This window comes from Rhizobium sp. 16-488-2b, from assembly GCF_017741815.1.
Lineage (GTDB): Bacteria > Pseudomonadota > Alphaproteobacteria > Rhizobiales > Rhizobiaceae > Rhizobium.
On the sequence record NZ_JAGHMF010000036.1, the window covers coordinates 504,117 to 523,247 of the forward strand.

The window sequence follows — 19,131 nt, forward strand, 5'->3', positions numbered from 1 at the left end:
TGGCTAGATCCGCTCCACGAGAAAGTCGATCAGAGCCCGGATCCGGCTCGCAAGATGTGGATGGCCGGGATAGACGGCGTGGATATGCTCGATATCCTCGGGATTGAACGCTTCCAACACCGGTACCAGCCGCCCTTCGTCGATATGCTCCTGGACGTGAAAAGCGCCCACCCGGATCAGCCCGACGCCGGCAAGGCACAGATTGCGAATGGTCGGCCCGTTGTTCACTTCGACATTACCATGGACCGCCTTCGAGAAGGCCTGCCCGGTTGCGGGATCTCGGAACGGCCACTCTTCCCATGTTTGCCGGAAGTTGAAGGTCATGCAGTTGTGCCGGTCGAGATCGACGGGCTTTTCGGGATTTCCCATGCGCTTGAGATAGCTAGGGGCCGCCACGACGACGCGCCGGCTGTCCATCAGCTTGCGCGCCTTCAGCGAGGTGTCCCGTAGATTGCCTGAGCGGATAGCGACATCGGCCCGCTCCTCGACGATATCGATGATCCCATCGGTCAATGAAAGATCGAGCTGGACGCCCGGGTAGCGGGCCAGGAACTCCGGCACCAGCGGGACGACATGGCTAATCCCGAAGGCGACTGAGGCGCTCACCCGTAGCCGTCCGCGCGGCGCGGCTTCGCCGCCTGTCGAGACGATCTGCTCTGCTTCCTTGATGTCTTCGAGAATGCGCTGCGCGCGCTCAAGATAGACCTCGCCCTCCGGCGTGAGCTGCAGGCTGCGCGTGGTTCGGACGATAAGGCGGGTCTTCAAGCGTTCTTCCAGCCGGCTCACCAGCTTGCTGACCGCCGAAGGCGACATGCGCAGCAGGCGGCCGGCTGCCGAAAAGCTCTGCAGCTTCGCCGTATGCACGAAGACTTCCATCTCGCCGACGGTGTTATCCACTGCTCGCTCCTGTGAATTCAATTCATAACTATTGAGGCAATGTAGCTGCTTATCGCGATAATGTCAGTGGTCCATATTCCAGCCATCCCAAATCGCCACTTGTCCGGCATCGCCACTGGATGGATTCACAATGCCCCTTGCCCTGTTTGCCCTAACGGTCGCGGCTTACGCGATCGGCACGACGGAGTTCGTCATCGTCGGGCTCTTGCCCACCGTTGCCAATGATCTCAATATCGATCTGCCGCTCGCCGGCCTGATTGTCAGCGTTTACGCGCTCGGCGTCACATTCGGCGCGCCGATCCTGACCGCGCTGACCGGTCGCCTCGATCGCAAGCTGCTGCTTCTCGGTCTCATGGCCCTCTTTATCCTCGGCAATACGATGGCGGCGCTCAGCCCGGGCTACGCGCCTCTGCTTGTCGCCCGCGTTCTCTCCGCCTTCGCCCATGGCGTCTTCTTCTCGGTCGGCTCGACGATTGCCGCCGATCTTGTTCCAGAAAACAAGCGCGCCTCGGCGATCGCCATGATGTTCATGGGCCTGACGGTCGCGATCGTCACCGGCGTTCCCCTAGGCACGCTCATCGGCCAGACATTCGGCTGGCGCGCGACATTCGTGGCCGTCGCCGGCCTCGGTGTCCTTGCCTTCGTGGGTCTCTGGATACTCCTGCCGGCAAACCTCAAGAAGGCGCCGGCGGCAACGATCGGCGAGCAGGTCAAGGTTCTCGGCAGCGGCCGTCTGCTGATCGTCTTCGCCATGACCGCTCTCGGTTACGGCGGCACTTTCGTCACCTTCACCTTCCTGGCCTCTATCCTCGAGCAGGTCACCGGCTTCCAGGCCTCGGCCGTCAGTCTGATCCTGGTGCTCTATGGCATCGCGATCGCCATCGGCAACATCGCCGGCGGACGTCTGGCCAACCGCGATCCGATCAAGGCTCTGGCCTGGCTTTTCACCGCGCAGGCCGTAGTGCTCGCCATCTTCAGCTTCACAGCGGTGTCGCCATGGCTGACGATCCCGACGCTGGCCGCCCTTGGTTTCCTATCCTTTGCAAATGTGCCCGGCCTCCAGATTTATGTCGTGCAGCTTGCCGGCGTGGTTCGCCCGGCAGCGGTCGATGTCGCCTCGGCCTTGAACATCGCCGCCTTCAATCTCGGCATCGCGGCGGGCGCCTGGGTCGGCGGCATCGTGGTTGCCTCGTCGCTCGGCCTTGGGGCCACGCCATGGGTCGGCGCCATCTTCGTCATCGGCGCGCTTGTTCTCACGCTCTGGAGCGGCTCGCTCGACCGCCGGACGCTTGCTTCAACCAAGACCGCCGCTTCCGCGGCCTGATATGATCGAAAGGAAAACCCTCATGAAACTCGTCAACGCCAATGGCGCGTCCATCCCGGCGCTCGGATTCGGCACGTTCCGCATGGAAGCCGCCGATACCGAACGGATGGTCTCTCATGTGCTGAAGACCGGCTACCGCCACGTCGATACCGCGCAGATCTATGGCAACGAAGCTGCCGTAGGGCAGGGTATCGCGTCGTCGGGCGTGGCCCGCGCCGACATCTTTCTCACCACGAAGGTGTGGGTCGCGAACTATGAGCGCAACGCTTTCCTGGCCTCGGTCGATGAAAGCCTGTCCAAGCTCAAGACCGATTACGTCGATCTCCTGCTGCTGCATTGGCCGAACACCGCCGTTAGCCTGGAAGAGCAGATCGCCTCGCTGAACGAAGTCGCCAAGGCAGGCAAGGCACGCCACATCGGCGTCTCCAATTTCAACACGACGTTGATGAAAAATGCCGCGCGCCTGAGCGAACGGCCGCTCGCAAACAATCAGGTCGAGTATCATCCTTATCTCGATCAGCGTCCGGTCATCGAGGCGGCGCGCGAGCTGGGCATGTCGCTCACTGCCTATTACGCAATGGCCGATGGCAAGGTTCTGAGCGATCCTGCCCTCAGCGACATCGCGGCCGCGCATGGCCGCTCGATCGCGCAGATCGTGCTTCGCTGGATCGTCCAGCAGGGCTTCGTCACGCTGTCGAAGACGGTCTCGGAGACCCGCGCTGCTGAGAACGCCGCGATCTTCGATTTCGCCCTGAGCGATGAAGACATGGCGCGCATCCACGCGCTTGCTCAGGCCGACGGCCGCATCGTCAGCCCCGACGGTCTGGCACCTGAATGGGATCCAGCAGCCTAATATGGACGCTTTGCCCGCCCGATCTCGCGATTGTGATGGCCTTGCGACATTGGGCGGGCAGCCATGCTGAAAACGCTATTGCAGTGCAGCATGAGTGGGCCTAGGTGAACCCTTGTAAGATAAACCAGCATGAATGGAGACACACATGTCTTGGCACGCCCCTAAGTTCATCGAAGTCAGCTGCGGTATGGAAATCAACCGTTACGCTCCTGCCGATGGCAACGAACCGATCCTTTTCTAAGGTCGGCTAAACCCAATTTGACTTGTAATGTTTGAGGTCCGCGCGTGACAGATTCATCTGGCTTTCGCGGTCTGGTTCTTGGGGCCGCCGCGGGCGGCGGCCTTCCGCAATGGAATTGCGGTTGCCAGAATTGCCGCCTTGCGCGCGATCCGGCATCCGGTGTCAGGCCACAATCGCAATCATCGCTCGCCGTCAGTCTCGATGGCCATAGCTGGGCGGTTTTAAACGCTTCTCCCGATATCAGGCAGCAGATCATCGACAATAGCGCGCTGCATCCCAAGGCGCTGCGCGACAGTCCGATCAAGAGCGTGCTGATCACCAATGGCGATATCGACCACCTGGCCGGCCTGTTGATCCTGCGTGAAAAGCAGCCGCTGGACATCTTCGTGACGGCGGCGATCGCCGAGATCATCGACGACAATCCCGTCTTCCGCGCGCTTGATCCCGCCTTTGTAAAGCGCCACGCAATAACGCTCGAGCAGCCGTTTTGGCTGCTCCCGGGCGTCGAGGCCCGGTTGTTTGCTGTCCCCGGCAAGGTGCCGCTGTTCATGGAAAATGGCGAACCCGAGCTTCAGCTGGAAGGCGAGCAGACTGTTGGTGTCGAACTGATCGGCGAGGGCAAGCGCGTCTATTACATTCCGGGCTGCGCCCATATCAGCGATGACCTCATCGCACGGATCGACGCCGCCGACGCCTTGTTTTTCGATGGCACCGTGTTCACCGCCGACGAGATGATCACGCTTGGCGTCGGCCAAAAGACCGGGCAGCGCATGGGCCATATGGCGATCAGCGGGCCCGATGGCAGCTTCGCCACTCTGTCGAAGCTCGATATCGCCAAGAAAATCTACGTCCACATCAACAACACCAATCCGATCTGGCGGGCCGGGCCCGAGCGCGACATGCTCGAGGCGAGCGGCTTCCAGATTGGCCATGACGGCATGGAGATCGACTTTGACGCAAACACCTGACCGGCAGGCATTCGAAGCGCGGCTGATGGCGATCGGCGCGGATCGGTATCACGACAAGCACCCGTTCCACAAAATGCTGCATGGCGGCCAGTGCACCATGACGCAGGTACGTGCCTGGGTGATCAACCGCTATTGCTACCAGAGCCATATCCCGATGAAGGACGCCGCCTTCATGTCGCGTCTCACGGACGCCGACATGCGGCGCGCCTGGCGATCCCGCATCGAGGATCACGATGGCGGCCTCACCGAAGGTGGAGGCATCCGCCGCTGGCTGAAGCTCGCCGAAGCCGTCGGCCTCGATCCTGATTATGTGGCCTCCGGTCGCGGCATCCTGCCCGCGACGCGCTTTGCCGTCGAAGCCTATGTTCATTTCGTTCGCGAGAAGCCGCTGCTTGAGGCCGTCGCGTCATCGCTAACGGAGCTTTTCGCGCCGAAGATCCATGCCGATCGTATCGCCGGGCTGTTGCAGCACTACGCTTTTGCCGACGATCAGGCGCTTTCCTATTTCCGCCAGCGTTTGAACGAGGCACCCGTCGATGTTGCCTTCGGCCTTGCCTATGTGCTCGACAACGCGAACACGGTGGAAAAGCAGGATGCGGCGGCGGCCGCATTGACGTTCAAGACCGAGGTGTTGTGGGCGCAGCTCGATGCGCTACATTTCGCCTATGTTACGCCGGGCCTGATCCCGCCGGGTGGCTGGAATGGTCGCGAGGGCGTAATCGGCGAGCTCGAGGAGATCGCGTGATGAGCGAAGATACGGTCGCGATAACCGGCAGCATGGTCGTCAAGCTGGCCCGTGGCGTGCGTTTGCGCCACGATCCGGTGCGCGGGCAGACCGTTCTGCTCGCACCCGAACTCGCGATGGCGGTGGATGAGATCGCCGTGAAGATCATCGAAGCGCTCGATGGCGAAAGAAATCTCGACACGATTGCCGACGACTTCGCCGCCGAATTCCAGGCACCGCGCGAGCAGATCGCGACCGATGTCCTGGCGTTCATCCGCGAACTCGCCAATCGTCGCATGTTGCAGGTGCTGTGATGGGCGTCGAGGCAAGGGTCGTCAAGCAAACGGTCGCTCCGCTGTCTTCGGTAGCGCCGCCGCCGATGGCGCTGCTTGCAGAGCTAACGCATCGCTGTCCGCTTGCCTGCCCCTATTGTTCCAATCCGCTGGAGCTCACGGGCATCAAGGAAGAGCTGTCAACCGAGGAGTGGATCCGTGTCTTCCAGCAGGCCGCCGAAATGGGCGTGCTCCACCTTCATCTTTCCGGCGGGGAGCCGGCCTCGCGCCGCGACCTCGTGGAGCTGACGGCAGCGGGGGCGGCGGCCGGCCTTTATACCAATCTCATTACATCGGGCGTCGGCCTGACCGAAAAGCGGCTGCTTGAGCTTGCCGATGCCGGCCTCGACCATGTGCAGCTCTCGCTGCAGGGAACGAACCCCGCGAGCGCCGATCGCGTAGGTGGCTACAAGGGCGGCTACGATCGCAAGATGGCCGTCGCCGCCTGGGTCAAGGCAAGCGGCATACCGCTCACGGTCAATGCCGTCTGCCACAAGCAGAACATGGACCAGCTGGACGATATGCTCGATCTCGCTGTGAAGCTCGGCGCCCGGCGTATCGAGATCGCCACCGTGCAGTTTCACGGCTGGGCCGAAAGAAACCGCGCCGCATTGATGCCGACGCGAGAGCAGGTCGAACGGGCCAACAAGACCGTCATCGAGGCCCGCAAGCGGCTGGAAGGCATTCTGGTCATCGACTACGTGCCGGCCGACCACCACTCGTCCTATCCCAAGGCGTGCATGGGCGGCTGGGGGCGGATCGGTTTGAACGTCACGCCTTCGGGTCGGGTTCTGCCGTGCCACGCGGCGGAGACGATCCCTTCGCTGACCTTCGACAATGTTCGCGAGAAGTCGCTGTCCGACATCTGGTATCACGGCTCCGCCTTCAACGCCTATCGCGGCGAAGACTGGATGCCGGAGCTTTGCCGAAGCTGCGACCGCAAGGCGATCGACTTTGGCGGCTGCCGCTGCCAGGCAATGACGCTTGCCGGCGATGCCAGCGCAACCGATCCCGTCTGCATTCGCTCGCCGTTGCGCGATGCGCTGACGCTACAAGCCGACAAGGATGCGGCGGCCATTCCTGGCGAGTTTGTCTATCGCGGCCGATAGAGGGTTGTCCTCAAGCTTTACGAAATCACAAGCTGTTGGAAACACAGCGGCGCGGATCGCGCCCGCCCGCCCGAATGCGGGCGGCTTGCCGCGCCACAACTCTGTGATGTCATACATCCTACGTTAACAATTGCGTCACGAAAGTGTCATTCCGTCTGACTATAAGCGGCTAAATTTCTTTCCGTTGATAGTCATGATAACCAATTTTTCTGCACAACCAGCCGCCGTGTCGGTGTCGGGTCTCAGCCTGCATTTTGGCTCAAACACGGTTCTTGATAACGTCGATCTCGCGCTTGAAAAGGGCAAGGTTCTGGCGTTGCTCGGCCCGTCCGGTTGCGGCAAGACCACGCTTCTGCGTCTGGTCGCAGGCCTGCTGGCGCCGACCAAGGGTAGCGTAGAGATCAACGGAAGCGTGGTGGCCGATGCCGCCGGTGGTCTGTTCGTGCCGCCGGAAAAGCGCGGTCTCGGCATGGTGTTTCAGGACTATGCGCTCTGGCCGCATTTGAGCGTCGCGGACAATATCGCCTTTCCGCTGGAGATGCGCGGCGTCGGCCGCAAGGATTGCGAGCGGCGTGTTGCGGCAGCACTTGAACGGGTCGGTCTCGGCGGCTTCGGCGTCCGGCGCATCAGCGATATGTCCGGCGGGCAGCAGCAGCGCGTTGCAATTGCCCGCGCCATCGTTGCCGAGCCGGCTATCGTCCTTTTCGACGAGCCCATGTCGAACCTCGACCGCGAGCTTCGTGAGACCATGGTGCGTGAGATCGGCGCCTTGATGTCGGATCTTGGCCTCACCGCGATCTATGTCACCCATGATCAGAGCGAGGCGTTTTCGCTGGCCGATCAGGTTGCCGTTATGCGCGGCGGTGTTATCGAGCAGATGGCGGCGCCCGAGACGCTGGTGAGCGCGCCGGCGACGCCCGAAGTCGCGGAATTCCTGCGCCTCGGCTGTGTCGTTCCCGTCGCCCGCGATGAGGGCGGTCTGCGTCTCAACCAGACCGGTATCGTCCTCAAAGACGACAATGCTCCCGCCGGCGCGACCCATGTGTTGCTGCCGTCTCAGGCCGTGCGCCTGACGTCGGGGGAAGGCTTTCCCGCCGAAGTCGTCCACTCGCAGTTTCGTGGCGATGGCTATCTGACCACGGTTGCGCTGGGCGCCCGGCCGGCTGCAAGCGAACTCACATTCCTGGCGCGTCAGCGCGCTGTCGCGGGTGAGGTGGTCAACCTCGTCATCGATAGCGGAGACATGCGCTGGTTCACGCGTAACTAAAGCATATCAAACACTTATGGAGGCACATATGAGCAGATCATTTCTTGGTGCGGGCTTCGCCCTCATCGCTGGCGTACTTGCGGCAGGCGTCGCCCACGCTGACATCACCGTCTATTCCGCCGGCCCCGGCAGCCTGATCGAGAAGCTTGCCGCCGGCTACACCAAGCAGACCGGCCACAAGGTCGAAGTGTTCCAGGCAACGACCGGCAAGATCATGGCGCGCATCGAAGCCGAAGCCGCCAATCCCGTCGTCGACGTGCTGATTTCGGCCTCTTGGGATACGGCGACCGATTTCACCAAGCGTGGCTGGCTGGTGTCCTACACGAGCCCGAACGCTGCCAAGGTTCCTGATTTCCTCAAGTCCGAGACGGCTGTTGCCCAGGGCGTTTCCGCACTCGGCATCGCCTGGAACCCGGCAAGCAACACGCCGAAGCCGACCGAATGGGCCGATCTCGCAAAGCCTGAATACAAGGATCTCGTCAACCTGCCGGATCCCGCCCAGTCGGGTGCCAGCTTCGAACTGGTGGCCGCGCTTGCCGGTAGCCAGGGCTGGGACCTCTTCACCAAGCTCGATGCCAACGGCGCAGTTGTCGCCGGCGCCAATGCCGAAGCCCTGAACCCGGTTCTCCAGGGTGCGAAGGCCGCCGTATTCGGTGCCGTCGATTACATCTCACTCGCCGGCAAGGCAAAGGGCGAGTCGATCGACGTTATCTTCCCGGCTTCCGGCACCGTCGTCGCGCCGCGCCCGGCCATGATCCTCAACTGGTCGAAGCATCAGGATGAAGCCAAGCAGTTCATCGACTACATGCTGTCCGACGAAGGCCAGAAGCTGGTCGCCGCCACCTACCTGATGCCTGCCCGTAGCGACATCCCTGCAAACCGTCCGCTGGTTGCCGATCTCAAGGTTCTGCAGATCGACGCCGCTGCCGTTTACGGCAAGCGTGACGAGACGCTGAAGGAATTCGGCAAGATCTTCGCTGCCGGCAACTGAGACTGAAGAGTAATCGAGACTGAAGAGCATGAAAGCGAACGGCACAGCCGGCACCGGGCCGATAGCATGGGCGGCGACATCGGGTTTGATTGTCGTCGTGGCCGTGCCGTTCGTCTTCATCGTCCTCCAGGCGATTTTCCCTGAACTGGGGCGGAGTTCTCTCGCCGCCCCGTTCCTGCACCTTCCCGAGATGTTGTCCGATCCCAAGCTTTTGCGGATGGGCGGCAATTCGGTCATTCTCGGCATCTGCGTCATGCTGGCGGCCGCGTTGCTGGCCGTGCCGCTTGCCGTCTTTCGCGCCTTGTTCAAGGTACCCTTCGCTATCTTCTGGGACGTGGCGCTGCTCGTTCCCTTCATGATCCCGCCCTATATCGCGACGCTCGGCTGGATCATGACGCTGCAGCCGCGCGGCTATCTGCAGCAGTTGACCGGCATTCACCTTGCGCCCTTCCTGTTTTCCCTGGCGGGGATGACGACGGTGATGGCGCTCAACACGTTTCCGCTGGTCTATTTCGCGGTCTCGCGTACGATCGAGGCGGTCGGCGCGCGCTATGCCGATGTGGGCCGCGTGTTCGGCGCGTCTTCCTGGCGCGCCTTCTGGCGCATCACGCTGCCGCTATCGACCCCGGGGCTCGCCGCCAGCCTGCTTCTGGTCTTCGCCGCGGCGATCGAGGAATATGGTACGCCGGCGGCACTTGGGCGGCGTTCCGGTTTTGATGTGCTCGTGACCGAGATCGATCTGCGTATTTCCGACTGGCCCATTGACCTTGCCGGTGCCGCTGTCTTCTCGCTGATGCTGGTGATCCTGTCGCTCGCCGCCTTTATGGCGCAGCGCTGGATCCTCGCTCGCCGCTCCTATGTGACGACAGGCGGCAAGCCGCAGGCCAAGGACAAGCGCCCGCTTGGAATACTCACCATTCCGGTGCTCATCCTCTTCGGCCTCGTGACGACGCTTGCCACCGTAATTCCGCTTCTGGCGATCTTGGCCACCGCGCTGTCGAACACCATCTCTGGCGGCCTCGCCGTCAGCAACCTCGGCCTCTCCAATTTCGCCGCGATCGCCGATAACAGTGCCGGCGCGCTCCGGGCGCTCGGCAACAGCTTCGCGCTCGGATTGGGCACGGCCCTGCTCACCGGCATGCTCGGCGCCGTCTCGGCATACGCGGTGGCAAAAACCCGGTTCCGCGGCCGCATGATGCTCGATATTCTGACGGCCCTGCCGAACGCCTTGCCCGGCGTCGTCGTCGCCGTGGGGCTTATCTTGGCGTGGAACCAGCCGGTGCTACCGATCACGCCCTATAACACGCCGCTTATCCTGCTTCTCGCTTATTGCTGCATCCTGCTTCCGCAGCCGATGCGCTACACCACGGCGGCGCTGCACCAGATCGGCGACAATCTCGAAGCCGCCGCGCGCGTCTGTGGCGCCAGCGCCTTCACCGCGTTTCGCCGCATCCTGCTGCCGTTGATCGCGCCGAGCCTGGTCACGGCGATGCTGCTTGTCTTCGCGGTCGCCACCCGCGAACTCGTCGCGTCGATCCTGGTCGCGCCCGTCGGCATGCAGACAATTTCGGTCTTCATCTGGCGGCAGTTCGAACAGGGATCGATCGGTCTCGGCATGGCGATGGCCTTCGTTACCGTCGTCCTGACGACGCTGATCCCGCTGGTTCTGTTGTCGCTTCTGAGGCGCAGCGGGCTCGTCGCGGAGTAGTTTCCCGCTTCGTTGCCGACCGTGACGGGGCCGCCGATCCCCTCGTTTTGTCCACAGCCTATGTGGGCTTTGCCGGCGCAGGCTGCCTTTGCTTGCCGATTATCCTTGCCGATCGGCTCGATTTCCCCATTGTTTTTACGGGTATATCCACTCGATTCGTTCGCTGCGGCGGCGAAACGGGGACGACGGCAGAGATCAGGGATAATGGCAGAACAGTTCGACATGTTCTCGGGCGGCGCAAGCCAGTCCTCCGGACAGACGGCGCGCAAGGTATCGCTGAAGAGGCAGCCTCCAAGCGATGTCAGCGAGCAGGGCATGGTCGATTGCCTGCTTGAAACAGGTCGCTACCGAATCTTGAAGAAGCTCGAGCCACGCGCCGTCGCAGCAACACCGCGCCCCGGCTTTCCGCTCCGTGGCGTCATCCTCGATACCGAAACCACCGGTCTCAGTCATCGCAAGGATGAGATCATCGAGATCGGCGTCATCGCTTTCAGCTTCGACCACGATGGCAATATCGGCGACGTCACCGGCGTGTACGGCGGCATGCAGCAGCCGACGGTGACGATACCTTCAGAGATCACCAAGCTGACGGGCATCACCGATGCGATGGTCGCCGGCCAGGAAATCGATCTCGGGGCGCTGCAGGCCCTGATCGAGCCCGCCGACCTGGTCATCGCCCACAATGCGGGCTTTGACCGGCCGTTCTGCGAGGCCTTCTCACAGATTTTCGCCGGCAAGGCCTGGGCCTGTTCCAATGCGGAAATCGACTGGTCGGCCCGTGGTTTCGAGGGGACGAAGCTTGGCTATCTTATAGGCCAGGCGGGTTATTTCCACGATGGCCATCGCGCCGTCGACGATTGTTTCGCATTGCTCGAAGTGCTTTGCCAGGATGCGGGCGCTGGCACCGCGTTTTCGGAACTCTATGCGGCCAGCCAACACGCGCGCATCCGCATCTATGCCGAAAACAGCCCCTTCGACATGAAGGATCACCTGAAGGCGCGCAGCTATCGCTGGTCGGACGGCAGCGACGGTCGTCCGAAGTCCTGGTGGGTCGAGGTGGATGAGGAAGCGCTTGAGGATGAGCTCGCCTTTCTCCGGTCGGATATCTACCGCTGGCCGGACGCCGATCCGCCAATCCGACGCCTGACGGCCTTCGAGCGCTTCAGGGCGTAATTCTCGAACGTTCACGAGGGTGTGACCTCTGCATTTCATGCATGGGTGGCGTGATGTATTGTCGCTGTTTTGCTCAAAAAGAAGCACCTATATTAGCGACATCAAACGACGCCGGAGCCAATCACGGTTGCTGACGTCAAGCGAACCTCAGGAAAGGGGATCATCATGAACGTAGCACGCAGCCCGAACAACTGGCGCAAGTACCGTCAGACCGTCACTGAACTTGGCCGCATGAGCAACCGCGAACTGAACGACCTCGGTATCGACCGCGGCGACATTCGCGCCGTAGCCCGCGCTTCGGTAGCGCTCTAAGCCTTTCGCAGACACATTCAAATCCGGAAACGCCCGCTCGATCGCAGCGGGCGTTTCCGCGTTTTAGTCCGCGAAACAACTCACATGCGCGACGATTTTTATTCCATGCGCCTGATGCATGGCTGCACTGCACAATGATGCCTAGAAAATGAACAGGAATTGGATATAGTCAATTTCAACGAAGCGATGCACCTCCTCCCGCAAAGCTTCGTGGTTCAGGCGCCGCACTCCTCCTCCCAGGGTCGCCTGAGGAACAACAGCACTCCTCCTCCCAGCTGTTGTTCGGTTCTTTTCGAAAGCCTGCCGCACCTCCTCCCGCGGCAGGCTTTTTCGATTCTGGGCCATACTTATAGACGTGAAACTGACGTTCAACGCGACGATGCGTTGACACTGTGGTCACACCCGGACCGCTGTATCCGCGGCCGGAACTGTGCGATGAAGCATGAATTCGTCAATCACGCTTCCACGGTGCTATATCATGAAGAAAATCGGTTTCCTCTCCTTCGGACATTGGACACCGTCGCCGCAATCCGGGACACGCTCGGCGGGCGACGCGCTTCTCCAGTCCATCGATCTTGCGGTTGCTGTCGAAGAGCTTGGGGCCGACGGCGCATATTTCCGCGCTCACCATTTTGCACGCCAGCTCGCATCGCCGTTCCCCCTGCTTGCCGCGGTCGGCGCTAAGACCAGTCGTATCGAGATCGGCACCGGCGTCATCGACATGCGCTACGAGAACCCGCTTTATATGGCCGAGGATGCTGGCGCGGCCGACCTGATCTCAGGTGGGCGTTTGCAGCTCGGCATCAGCCGCGGCTCGCCGGAGCAGGTGATCGACGGCTGGCGCTACTTCGGCTATCAGCCGCCCGAGGGCGGGTCTGACGCCGATATCGGCCGCCGCCATGCGGAGGTCCTGCTCGATGTCCTGCGCGGCGAAGGTTTCGCCCAGCCGAACCCGCGTCCGATGTTCCCAAATCCGCCCGGCATGCTGCGCCTCGAACCGCATTCCGAAGGACTGCGCGAGCGCATCTGGTGGGGCTCCGGCTCGAATGCCACGGCCGTCTGGGCAGCCAAGCTTGGAATGAACCTGCAGAGCTCGACGCTGAAGGATGACGAGACCGGCGAGCCTTTCCATGTGCAGCAGGCGGCGCAGATCCGCGCTTACCGCGAAGCCTGGAAGGAAGCCGGCCACACGCGCACGCCGCGCGTATCGGTGAGCCGCAGCATCTTCGCGCTGGTGGACGATCGCGACCGTGCCTATTTCGGCCGCAGCGGGGAGGGCGACGACAAGATCGGCTTCATCGACGAGAAGACGCGGGCGATCTTCGGCCGCAGCTATGCCGCCGAGCCCGATGCCCTCGTGAAGCAACTGGCCAAGGATGAGGCAATCGCCGAGGCCGACACCTTGCTGCTGACCGTGCCCAATCAGCTGGGCGTCGACTACAACGCGCATGTGGTCGAGCAGATCTTGAAGCACGTCGCGCCCGCCCTGGGCTGGCGCTGAACCGCTTCGGCCCGACGGCTACCCGCTAACAGAGATGCCGGACCTCCAGCAGGCCCGGCATTTTTCTTTGCGTCAATAAGGCCGGATTACTCGGCCGCCGCCGGCGGAGTGGCGCCGCCGCCAAGTTGCAGCAGCGGAACCTTCGGCGAGAAGAAGCGCGGCTTGTGGAACTTGCGCGGTGCTTGGCGCCCATTCAGCGTATAGGGCTCGATGTCGCCGACCAGAACGGCCGGCCGTGCGAACATGCGCTGCATCAGCCCCTGAACGGCGAGAACAGGGTAGGCGCGCGCAGGCATAACCTCCGGCATCTCGCTGAACATGCGCTGCACCATCTTGCGCCTGATGTCCTCGGCGCCCTTCTTGATCTCATAATCGTCGCGCCGGTCCCTGATGGCGACGATCGCGAGCGACAGGCCCGAATTCGCCCGGTCCATGCTGGTGATCTGCCCGGCGACGTCGAAATCGTCGAAGGGCGCGAAGATCAGGATGTCGCCGAGCCGCATCTGGCTGAGCGCGCTCTCCTCGCGCATCGTGATCTTGGCCGTATCGACCGAGATCGTATCGATCATGCAGGGAGCCGCCTTTCCGCCGCCGGCGACCTGACCTTCGCGGGCGAGCGCAAGCTCAAGCTTTTCGAGGGGCGGGCGGGGGAGTTCGATACAGACGAGCATCGACACGAAGGCGTAGACCATGACGACCATGCCCCAGGCAACGCTAAAGCCGTCGAGATCGTTGTAGGTGCCGAGCAGCGGTCCGTTGAGCATGCCGACGAAGGTCAGCACGATAATGGCGAAGAACGTCGCGGCGATCGGGTAGAGCACCTCCACGCGCCCGCGATCCTCGCCCTTGGCGGTGACCTTGAATGGCCGGCCGAAGGGGTGGAAGAGGGCGTGGATGAGGGCGATGGTGATCGGAATGGCCGACACCATCTGCGACACCTCGGTAAATAGCGGCAGGCTGCGCCGCCCGGAAACCCAGGAATGGAATGTCCACATGCCGGCGACCATCGGCAGCGCATAGAGGAAGAATGCCTCCGGCTCCATCAGAATGGCGGGCAGGCCGAGGAAGTAGAAGAGCAGGGGGGCGGCCATCAGGAGCAGGATGAAGGGCCGGCAGAACCAGAAGAGCAGGCCGTGGAAATAGTGCAGCCGCTGCATCAGCGTGTAGCCGCGACCGAGAAACGGTCCATCCTTCAGAAGCGCCACCTGGATCGTGCCCAGGCACCAGCGGCAGCGCTGGGTGATGTAGCCCGAGAGGCTCTCGGCCGAAAGGCCGACGCTGAGGCGTTCATTGAGCCAGCGCGTCTTCAGGCCCTTCTGCATCAGGCGATAGGTGAGGTGGATATCTTCAGTCACCGTTTCCTGCGGCATGCCACCGATCAAATCGAGCGCATCACGGCGCACGATACAGGATGTGCCGACGCAGAAGGCGGCCCCCCATCCATCCTTGGAGGGCTGCATGACGTCGAAGAAGATGCGCTGGTCGTCGACCCATGCCTTCGAGGCAAGGAGGTTATGCTGCACAGGATCGGCGTTGTAGTAAAACTGCGGCGTCTGGATCAGGCCGATCTCGGTGTCGATGAACTGGCCCACCGTTCGTTTCAGGATGCCTCGCTGCGGCGCGAAGTCGGCATCGAGAATGAGGATGAAGGGCGCGTTGGTGTCCTCGGCCGAGCGCCTGACCGCATTGTTGATATTGCCGCCCTTGGCGCCGACGTTGTCGTTGCGGCGCAGATAGCGCACGCCGACCTCGTTGCAGTAATTCTCCAGCCAGTCGCGACGCCCGTCATCCAGCACCCAGACCGTGAAATTGCTGTAGTCGATCGCCTTGGCGGCAAGGATGGTACGCTCGAGAATGGAGAGTTCTTCATTGTAGGTGCAGATGAAGATATCGACGGCTGGGTGGCGCGAATGCTGCGCGATGAGCGCTTCGCTGGCGTCGGCGGCGGCGCTATGGTCGGTCCGCTTGAAGAAAAAGATGATCGAAAGCACCGTGTAGAAGATGACGACCACTTCGAAGCCAAGATAGAAGCGCGGCCAGATCGCATAGGGGCTCCACTCGAAATCCGGCAGCGTCTTGGTGATGCGGAAATAGAGATAGTTCAGAAGCATGACGACCAGGATCGTGCCGAAGACGACGCGGTCCTTGCCGCGATTGGCATCCAGCAGCCAGGCGCAGCCCATGATCAGGGCTATCGCCAGCAGTGAGAAGAGAATCGAGTCCGACAAGGTGACTACTTCGGGGGACATGGACTATCCTTGCTACTGGCCTTCGCATGGCCTTTCAGGCCGACAAAGGGGTTGATGTCGAGAGCGGCGAGAACGGCCCAGCCGGTCGCGCCGATGTGCGGCAGTCGGTAGTATTTGAAGTCGCCGGGCGCGGAGTTCGGCCCGACCTGCAGGCCCGTCGTCAGCTGTTCGTTTTCCGTGGCGTAGACGAGGCCGCCGGGTTCGCGCTGCTTGGCGATGGTGGCGAAAAGCGGTTCGGCCTTCTCGGGGTGGCCGGTCTCCCGGAGCACGAGTGCGGCCTGCGCTGTGCCTTCCAGCCAGACGCCATCGCGGTCGCTGTTGAAGTCGTAGCCGCCTTCCACGCCGTGGTTGAGATCGGTCCATTCCATCACGCGATCGGCCTTGGACTTGAATTCCGGAACTGCGATCAGCGGCCAGAGTTCAGCGTCGAGACCCGACATGCCGACATTCGGTGCGTTGCTGTCGGGCACGCTGCCGATGTAGAAGCGGCCTTCCGGCTCGTTCCACATGGCTTTCAGAAACTGCAGCGCTCTGTCGCCCTGGTGCGTCCAGTCGCCACCCGCATCCAGTCGGGCGAGCCAGCTGTCGGCCGCGTAAACGTCGAGATTGTGCTCCGTCGACTTCCAGGTCATCCGCTCCGGCGTCGGTTCATGACCGAAAAAGCCGCCAAAATAGCCGTCATTCTTGGGGTCGGCTGTGCTGCGGTGGATCCAGTCCATGATTTTGCGGGCGGAGTCGAGATAAGCCTGCTGGTTGGTCTCTTCATAAGCCATTAGCAGCGCAAGCGCGCCCCAGGCCGTGCTGCCGGTGGCCGTGCCGACCTGATAGCCGTCCTCGATCCAGGAGTTGCTTGCCGTGCTCCAATAGCCTGGAAGCAGCATGCCTTCCTTGCCCGGAACGACTGCCCCCGAGCGATAGGCGTTGCGCAGGCGTCCGTCGTGGTAGTGACGGTCGGTTTCAAGCGCGACCACCAGCGCATCGGCAACGCGGCGCGCTTCGGCCGTGCGCTGGCAGCCGTAAAGCGCCATCATCGCAAGTGCATTGTCGTAGGTGAAACCGGTGTTCTCCAGCGACGGATGCAACGCCGAACCGCCATTGGCTGGCTCGAAGCTGCGAAAGACGAAGGGCTGTTCGGGCTCGCCCGTCATCTTCGCGGCCAGCGCGTCGCACATCGAGCAGGCGAGCTGCTTGTTGCCTGTGTCATCGGCCCGCGCGGTGCCGATTACTGCCGCAAACAATAAGGCGGCCAGGAGTGATGCGACCACCGCGCGCCAAACCTCACCCATTGACGAGTTCATGCCCTTCATTTTCGCCCCTCGCGATACGCAGATAAACGTTCAGCTTGGCTCTTCAGGGTGTCGCAGTCTTGTTGGTCGGCAGTCGCGGACCGGTGCCCTTATCCAGCGATGTGGATGCCGAGAGAATGCTCGCCGGCGATGTCAGCCCGGCAACGACGGCCATCGAGTAACGCGCGATACGCGAGGTGATGGTCTCGCCGAGAGAGACGATGACATCCTCACCGACGTGGCATCCGAAGAACTTGTCGTTGTTCTGCTGGGCGACGCTGCCGTCCTGGGCTGTCGGCTCGTCGATCTTGACGAGAACATAGACTTCATGCCCCTCGGCCTCGGGGAATTTCGCGAAATAGCGGTTCTCGGGGCCGGAGTTGAAATATCGGACGATCTTGTAGATGTGGCCGCTGCGCTTCACGCCGAGACTGCGGAAATTGACCATGGCGGGCGTGCCGATCTCGAGCGCGGTCACATCACGGCTTCGATAGACGGCAGCGGCAAAGGCCTCGGTGCAGTCGAGCGACTTGGCCACCGGCTGGCCCTGCATGACGAAATCGCCGAAGGATGCGTCGACGCTGACGATCTGGCCGTGGCGCTCGGCGGTGACTTCGGCCGCGCCGGTCTTGCCGAGGCGACCTTCTTCGCGCGAGATCAGGTTTTCGACCTGCTGTTTGCGCTCCGACATCTGGTTGATTTCGATATTGTCCTCGGCGATGTCGCCGGCGAGCTTCGTGCGCTGCATCTCGAGCGTCAGCAGGTTCGCGGCAACGGTACCGCCGGTATAAATATCGCGGCCGACAAGCGATTGTACAATCTCGTTGCGGCGCAGCTCGCCCTTGGCGGAATCAAGCTCGGCCTGGGCTGCATTGCGCTTCTGGCGCTGCGGCTCGAGGCTCGTATCGGAGATCAGGCCTTTTTTCAGCAGCGTCTGCTGGCGCTGCAGCAGCGCGTCCTGTTCGGCGAGGCGGGCCTGATAGTTTTGCACATTGAATTCGGAATTGACGATCACCGCCGACAGCTCGCTCAAAACGCCGGCCTTGACGCTGTCGATCTGCGACTTGACCTTGTTCAGCTGCTCGGTGCGCTCGGCTGCCACGCTCGTCGTGTTGTTGAGCTTTTCGGTCAGATCCAGCTTCTCAAGCCTGAGCCCGGTCAGCGATGTCTGATCCTGGTTGGGGTTTGAAACCGTCGCCATTACGTCGCCGAGATTGACCACCTGGCCGACCTGCAAAGAAATCTTGTCCACCCTGCCGTAGATGGGCGAGGCGATCATCTGCACCGGTGCAGATGATCACCGCCCGTGTCGAGACGATGAAGAACTGGTTGGGGATCATCGCCATCGCGATGATGAAGATCAGCATAAATGCGAACGCATAACCTAGGATACGCGATACAGACAGTATCTTACGGTCCCTCGGATCGATACTCGTGGTTGCGGCCTTCATCTTCTTCAATCCTGACATCATCATGCTGCAGGTAAATTGAAGGGCGTTTCCATGGCGGTGTTTTTTATTTTGAATGTCTTTTATAGTAGTCCAAATATTCAAGCAAATAAAATGTTGGCATTCAAAATGATGTATTGACTGAAATTTTCTATTTGATTCTGTTGCTGTTGCAATAATGACATCAATAGTTGAGAAACGTATTCGTTATTGAGTGGTTCGTTCTCTTTATCTGTGAAGGTTTTGAGTCAGCTCTTATTGAAATCAATCACCAGTAGAATTTTCGCTGCTCGCCCGTACAATGGCATCGAGAACGCGGTAGGCCGCCTCAATGTCGGTGTCGTCGATGTTCCGGAGCACCCTTTCTCGCAATGACGCCACCACGAGCTCGATGCGATCGGCCAGTTCCTGTCCCTCTCGGGTGAGCCATATGGTTTTGGCACGCCTGTCGGCGGGGTCGTCCCTACGCTCGATATGGCCACTCGCTGTCAGTTCATCCAGCAGGCGGACCAGCGATTGACTGGCGAGCCCCAGGCTGTCGGCAAGCTGCACTTGCCACACGCCGCCGCCGGAGCGGTTGACCAGAATGAGCACATTGGCGCGCGATGCCGAGATTCCATCTTCGGCCAGCGCTTTCTCCGCCATCCGTTTCCAGATGCTTCCTGCCTGTAGCAGGCTGGAAGTGATCGCCGCCCTGCGGCTCAAAGGTTTTGCCTGTCTCGCCATCCTGCCTGTCCTCGCGGCGCTG

The 19,131-nt window shown here is 61.6% G+C and carries 18 protein-coding genes; 13 read left to right on the forward strand and 5 right to left on the reverse strand.

Going from position 1 to position 19,131, the window contains the following annotated elements:
• Nucleotides 1-3: 3 nt before the first annotated feature.
• A complete protein-coding gene (locus tag J5286_RS28675) occupies nt 4-897 on the reverse strand; it encodes a LysR family transcriptional regulator (RefSeq protein ID WP_209193335.1) in 894 nt (297 codons plus the stop codon).
• A 130-nt stretch (nt 898-1,027) separates the two neighbouring features.
• Between J5286_RS28675 and J5286_RS28680 the strand changes: the two genes are divergently transcribed.
• The 13 genes from J5286_RS28680 (at nt 1,028) to J5286_RS28740 (ending at nt 13,400) form a co-directional block, all read left to right on the forward strand.
• On the forward strand, nt 1,028-2,221 hold the full coding sequence (locus tag J5286_RS28680; protein WP_209193336.1) for an MFS transporter: 1,194 nt from the start codon (nt 1,028-1,030) through the stop codon (nt 2,219-2,221).
• Between the two features lie 22 nt (nt 2,222-2,243).
• Nucleotides 2,244-3,074: an aldo/keto reductase gene (locus J5286_RS28685; protein WP_209193337.1), complete on the forward strand. Its 831-nt coding sequence runs from the start codon at nt 2,244-2,246 to the stop codon at nt 3,072-3,074.
• A 145-nt stretch (nt 3,075-3,219) separates the two neighbouring features.
• Nucleotides 3,220-3,315 carry a pyrroloquinoline quinone precursor peptide PqqA gene (gene pqqA, locus J5286_RS28690; protein WP_018896842.1) on the forward strand — a complete coding sequence of 32 codons (96 nt, stop codon included), beginning with the start codon at nt 3,220-3,222 and terminating at the stop codon, nt 3,313-3,315.
• A 44-nt stretch (nt 3,316-3,359) separates the two neighbouring features.
• Nucleotides 3,360-4,283: a pyrroloquinoline quinone biosynthesis protein PqqB gene (pqqB, locus tag J5286_RS28695; RefSeq protein ID WP_209193338.1), complete on the forward strand. Its 924-nt coding sequence runs from the start codon at nt 3,360-3,362 to the stop codon at nt 4,281-4,283.
• Entirely contained in the window at nt 4,246-5,028 is a 783-nt protein-coding gene (pqqC, locus tag J5286_RS28700; RefSeq protein ID WP_449090040.1) for a pyrroloquinoline-quinone synthase PqqC, read from the forward strand. The genes pqqB and pqqC overlap by 38 nt, the downstream gene beginning before the upstream one ends.
• Nucleotides 5,028-5,321: a pyrroloquinoline quinone biosynthesis peptide chaperone PqqD gene (gene pqqD, locus J5286_RS28705; RefSeq protein ID WP_112819931.1), complete on the forward strand. Its 294-nt coding sequence runs from the start codon at nt 5,028-5,030 to the stop codon at nt 5,319-5,321. Before pqqC ends, pqqD begins: the two co-directional genes overlap by 1 nt.
• A complete protein-coding gene (gene pqqE / locus J5286_RS28710) occupies nt 5,321-6,448 on the forward strand; it encodes a pyrroloquinoline quinone biosynthesis protein PqqE (RefSeq protein WP_209193340.1) in 1,128 nt (375 codons plus the stop codon). Before pqqD ends, pqqE begins: the two co-directional genes overlap by 1 nt.
• Before the next feature lie 193 nt (nt 6,449-6,641).
• Nucleotides 6,642-7,715, forward strand: coding sequence for an ABC transporter ATP-binding protein (locus J5286_RS28715; RefSeq protein WP_209193341.1), 1,074 nt, complete (start codon nt 6,642-6,644; stop codon nt 7,713-7,715).
• A gap of 28 nt (nt 7,716-7,743) precedes the next feature.
• The gene (locus J5286_RS28720) at nt 7,744-8,706 is read left to right on the forward strand and encodes an ABC transporter substrate-binding protein (protein ID WP_209193342.1); all 963 of its coding nucleotides are present in this window, start codon (nt 7,744-7,746) and stop codon (nt 8,704-8,706) included.
• 28 nt (nt 8,707-8,734) lie between these two features.
• Nucleotides 8,735-10,414, forward strand: coding sequence for an ABC transporter permease (locus J5286_RS28725; protein WP_209193343.1), 1,680 nt, complete (start codon nt 8,735-8,737; stop codon nt 10,412-10,414).
• 204 nt (nt 10,415-10,618) lie between these two features.
• Complete coding sequence (locus J5286_RS28730) at nt 10,619-11,587, forward strand: 3'-5' exonuclease (protein ID WP_209193344.1); 969 nt, start codon at nt 10,619-10,621, stop codon at nt 11,585-11,587.
• 165 nt (nt 11,588-11,752) lie between these two features.
• Entirely contained in the window at nt 11,753-11,899 is a 147-nt protein-coding gene (locus tag J5286_RS28735; RefSeq protein ID WP_209193345.1) for a DUF1127 domain-containing protein, read from the forward strand.
• Nucleotides 11,900-12,377: 478 nt separating this feature from the next.
• Entirely contained in the window at nt 12,378-13,400 is a 1,023-nt protein-coding gene (locus J5286_RS28740; RefSeq protein WP_112435316.1) for an LLM class flavin-dependent oxidoreductase, read from the forward strand.
• A gap of 86 nt (nt 13,401-13,486) precedes the next feature.
• On the opposite strand, the gene J5286_RS28745 is transcribed toward J5286_RS28740, so the two are convergent.
• From J5286_RS28745 to J5286_RS28760, 4 genes are all read right to left on the reverse strand, one after another.
• Nucleotides 13,487-15,649 (reverse strand): glycosyltransferase family 2 protein, encoded by a 2,163-nt coding sequence (locus tag J5286_RS28745; protein WP_209193346.1) that lies wholly within the window; start codon nt 15,647-15,649, stop codon nt 13,487-13,489.
• Nucleotides 15,634-16,935 (reverse strand): glucosidase family protein, encoded by a 1,302-nt coding sequence (locus tag J5286_RS28750; RefSeq protein WP_209193347.1) that lies wholly within the window; start codon nt 16,933-16,935, stop codon nt 15,634-15,636. Before J5286_RS28750 ends, J5286_RS28745 begins: the two co-directional genes overlap by 16 nt.
• A gap of 64 nt (nt 16,936-16,999) precedes the next feature.
• Entirely contained in the window at nt 17,000-18,214 is a 1,215-nt protein-coding gene (locus tag J5286_RS28755; protein ID WP_247749729.1) for an HlyD family secretion protein, read from the reverse strand.
• A gap of 433 nt (nt 18,215-18,647) precedes the next feature.
• Nucleotides 18,648-19,109, reverse strand: coding sequence for a MarR family winged helix-turn-helix transcriptional regulator (locus J5286_RS28760; RefSeq protein WP_209193349.1), 462 nt, complete (start codon nt 19,107-19,109; stop codon nt 18,648-18,650).
• Nucleotides 19,110-19,131: the final 22 nt, after the last annotated feature.

What these genes read in the sequence shown, in the direction of transcription:
- J5286_RS28680 (WP_209193336.1), top strand. Translation starts at nt 1,028, where the DNA reads ATGCCCCTTGCCCTGTTTGCCCTAACGGTCGCGGCTTACGCGATCGGC.
- J5286_RS28685 (WP_209193337.1), top strand. Translation starts at nt 2,244, where the DNA reads ATGAAACTCGTCAACGCCAATGGCGCGTCCATCCCGGCGCTCGGATTC.
- pqqA (WP_018896842.1), top strand. Translation starts at nt 3,220, where the DNA reads ATGTCTTGGCACGCCCCTAAGTTCATCGAAGTCAGCTGCGGTATGGAA.
- pqqC (WP_449090040.1), top strand. Translation starts at nt 4,246, where the DNA reads ATGACGGCATGGAGATCGACTTTGACGCAAACACCTGACCGGCAGGCA.
- pqqD (WP_112819931.1), top strand. Translation starts at nt 5,028, where the DNA reads ATGAGCGAAGATACGGTCGCGATAACCGGCAGCATGGTCGTCAAGCTG.
- pqqE (WP_209193340.1), top strand. Translation starts at nt 5,321, where the DNA reads ATGGGCGTCGAGGCAAGGGTCGTCAAGCAAACGGTCGCTCCGCTGTCT.
- J5286_RS28715 (WP_209193341.1), top strand. Translation starts at nt 6,642, where the DNA reads ATGATAACCAATTTTTCTGCACAACCAGCCGCCGTGTCGGTGTCGGGT.
- J5286_RS28720 (WP_209193342.1), top strand. Translation starts at nt 7,744, where the DNA reads ATGAGCAGATCATTTCTTGGTGCGGGCTTCGCCCTCATCGCTGGCGTA.
- J5286_RS28725 (WP_209193343.1), top strand. Translation starts at nt 8,735, where the DNA reads ATGAAAGCGAACGGCACAGCCGGCACCGGGCCGATAGCATGGGCGGCG.
- J5286_RS28730 (WP_209193344.1), top strand. Translation starts at nt 10,619, where the DNA reads ATGGCAGAACAGTTCGACATGTTCTCGGGCGGCGCAAGCCAGTCCTCC.
- J5286_RS28735 (WP_209193345.1), top strand. Translation starts at nt 11,753, where the DNA reads ATGAACGTAGCACGCAGCCCGAACAACTGGCGCAAGTACCGTCAGACC.
- J5286_RS28740 (WP_112435316.1), top strand. Translation starts at nt 12,378, where the DNA reads ATGAAGAAAATCGGTTTCCTCTCCTTCGGACATTGGACACCGTCGCCG.
- J5286_RS28745 (WP_209193346.1), bottom strand. Translation starts at nt 15,649, where the DNA reads ATGTCCCCCGAAGTAGTCACCTTGTCGGACTCGATTCTCTTCTCACTG.
- J5286_RS28750 (WP_209193347.1), bottom strand. Translation starts at nt 16,935, where the DNA reads ATGGGTGAGGTTTGGCGCGCGGTGGTCGCATCACTCCTGGCCGCCTTA.
- J5286_RS28755 (WP_247749729.1), bottom strand. Translation starts at nt 18,214, where the DNA reads ATGATCGCCTCGCCCATCTACGGCAGGGTGGACAAGATTTCTTTGCAG.
- J5286_RS28760 (WP_209193349.1), bottom strand. Translation starts at nt 19,109, where the DNA reads ATGGCGAGACAGGCAAAACCTTTGAGCCGCAGGGCGGCGATCACTTCC.